The organism is Neisseria sp. HMSC074B07, assembly GCF_001810355.1.
In the GTDB taxonomy this organism is placed as follows: Bacteria; Pseudomonadota; Gammaproteobacteria; order Burkholderiales; family Neisseriaceae; genus Neisseria.
On the sequence record NZ_KV800968.1, the window covers coordinates 21,869 to 22,941 of the forward strand.

At 46.0% G+C, this 1,073-nt stretch carries 2 protein-coding genes; both read left to right on the forward strand.

All coding sequences use genetic code 11. From position 1 onward, the window contains the following. A partial coding sequence (locus HMPREF2726_RS09570; RefSeq protein WP_246827881.1) for a T6SS immunity protein Tli4 family protein occupies window positions 1–891 on the forward strand: 891 nt, incomplete at its 5' end. 88 nt (window positions 892–979) lie between these two features. After that, the coding region (locus tag HMPREF2726_RS14735; RefSeq protein ID WP_246827882.1) for an IS630 transposase-related protein at window positions 980–1,073 on the forward strand (94 nt) is incomplete at its 3' end.

Genomic DNA, 1,073 nt, shown 5'->3' on the forward strand with positions numbered 1-1,073 from the left:
GGCCGCTATCAATTGCGCCTGCCGTCCCAACGCCATCACGGCAGTACATCCATTGATTACAATGGCTGGAGCGTGATGGTTATGTTTAACGATTGGGATAGGAATTTTAAGAATATTGATAGGTTTAAACGTAGTGGACAATTTGGAACCGATATTGTCGTCGATACCCGTACCCTGATTCCGGGACAGGCGATGATGCAGGTAATACGTAGCAACTTTCATTGGGAGCACAGTATTACAATAAAAGAAAAAGGCATGCCCTACGAAGCCTATTTGTATTTTAAACTGGCTGATAATGATGCCTATATCGTGCGTAGCTATTTCTACATCCCCGCCGAGAACGGTAAAGCCCCTGCCAACTGGAAAGCCCAAGAAAAAGAAGCGATAAACAGCATAGAGAAAAAATTCCGTCAAGATTTCATCAACGGTTTGAAGACAAGACAGGAGTTTGAAGTACCGAACCGACACGGAATTTGCCTGATAGGCGGTTTTATCGCGGACGACGGCAAAAAACCGTTTGAAGTCCATAGCACCGTCGAATTTGCCAAGCAACACGATATGAGTCTGGAAATCATGCACGGCGACGTGTTGAAAGCGGGCGAGCCGACGCTGCTGCAACGTAAGGTAAATCTGGGGAAAGGTGCAATGGTTAAAGCCTTAACCCGCACCATCCGCCAAGGCAAACGCACCATCAACGGCATGTCGGGTGAGGAAAAATTGGTGAAATGGGGCGGCAACAAATATATGTTCTTTTGGGAACGCGACGGCGGTAATCCGCGCATCATGATGCAGTTTGGCGCGGAAAGGAAAGACGGGACGAAGCGCAGCGAAGCCGAAGTCCTTGCGATTTGGGATACGGTTTTGCCGACTTTGAAACCTGTGAAGCAATAGCGATGGAAAGGTCGTCTGAAAATGCAGCTTCCATGGTATAGTCAATTAAAAACAAAATAGTACAATACTCAACTTTGAAGGTCTAACCATGGCATACTCTGCGGACTTAAGAAACAAAGCTTTAAACTTTTACGAACAATGCAAAAATATCAGCCAAACCGCAGCAACGTTTAACTTGTCAA